The sequence below is a fragment of the Mesorhizobium sp. M2A.F.Ca.ET.039.01.1.1 genome (assembly GCF_003998035.1).
GTDB lineage: Bacteria > Pseudomonadota > Alphaproteobacteria > Rhizobiales > Rhizobiaceae > Mesorhizobium.
In genome coordinates, this window is record NZ_RZRY01001530.1 from 1 (window position 1) to 446 (window position 446).

The window sequence follows — 446 nt, forward strand, 5'->3', positions numbered from 1 at the left end:
GACATAGACAGCCCGGCGATCGTCGGCGCGAACCGTGGTCTCCGTCAGCAGGCGCCTGATGTAGTAGGGCTCCTGCATATGCTGGTTGCTGGAGATACGCTCCCACACTTGCTCCTGACGGGTATGATCGTCCGAGATCGAAAACGCCATTATCTGCTCGAGGCGGATTTCGTCCTTCTCGTAAAAATCGAGCAGCTTTGGCGAGACCGAGGCGAGCCTCAGCCGCTGTTTGACTGTCGCCGCCGACACGAAGAAGCGGGCGGCGATCTCCTCCACGTCAAGCCCCTGCTCCCTCAGTGCCTTGAATGCGCGGAACTGGTCGAGCGGATGCAGGTTCTCGCGATGTACATTCTCGGCAAGCGAGTCCTCCTCGGCCGACGTCGTTCCGCTGCGATTGACGATGCAGGGGATCGGCTCGTTCTTCGCCAAGCGCTTCTGCTTGACGA

At 60.3% G+C, this 446-nt stretch carries 1 pseudogene; it reads right to left on the reverse strand.

Annotated features, from left to right (window positions below):
* Positions 1 to 446 (reverse strand): annotated as a pseudogene (locus EOA24_RS40795) (DNA-binding protein); the annotation flags it as partial.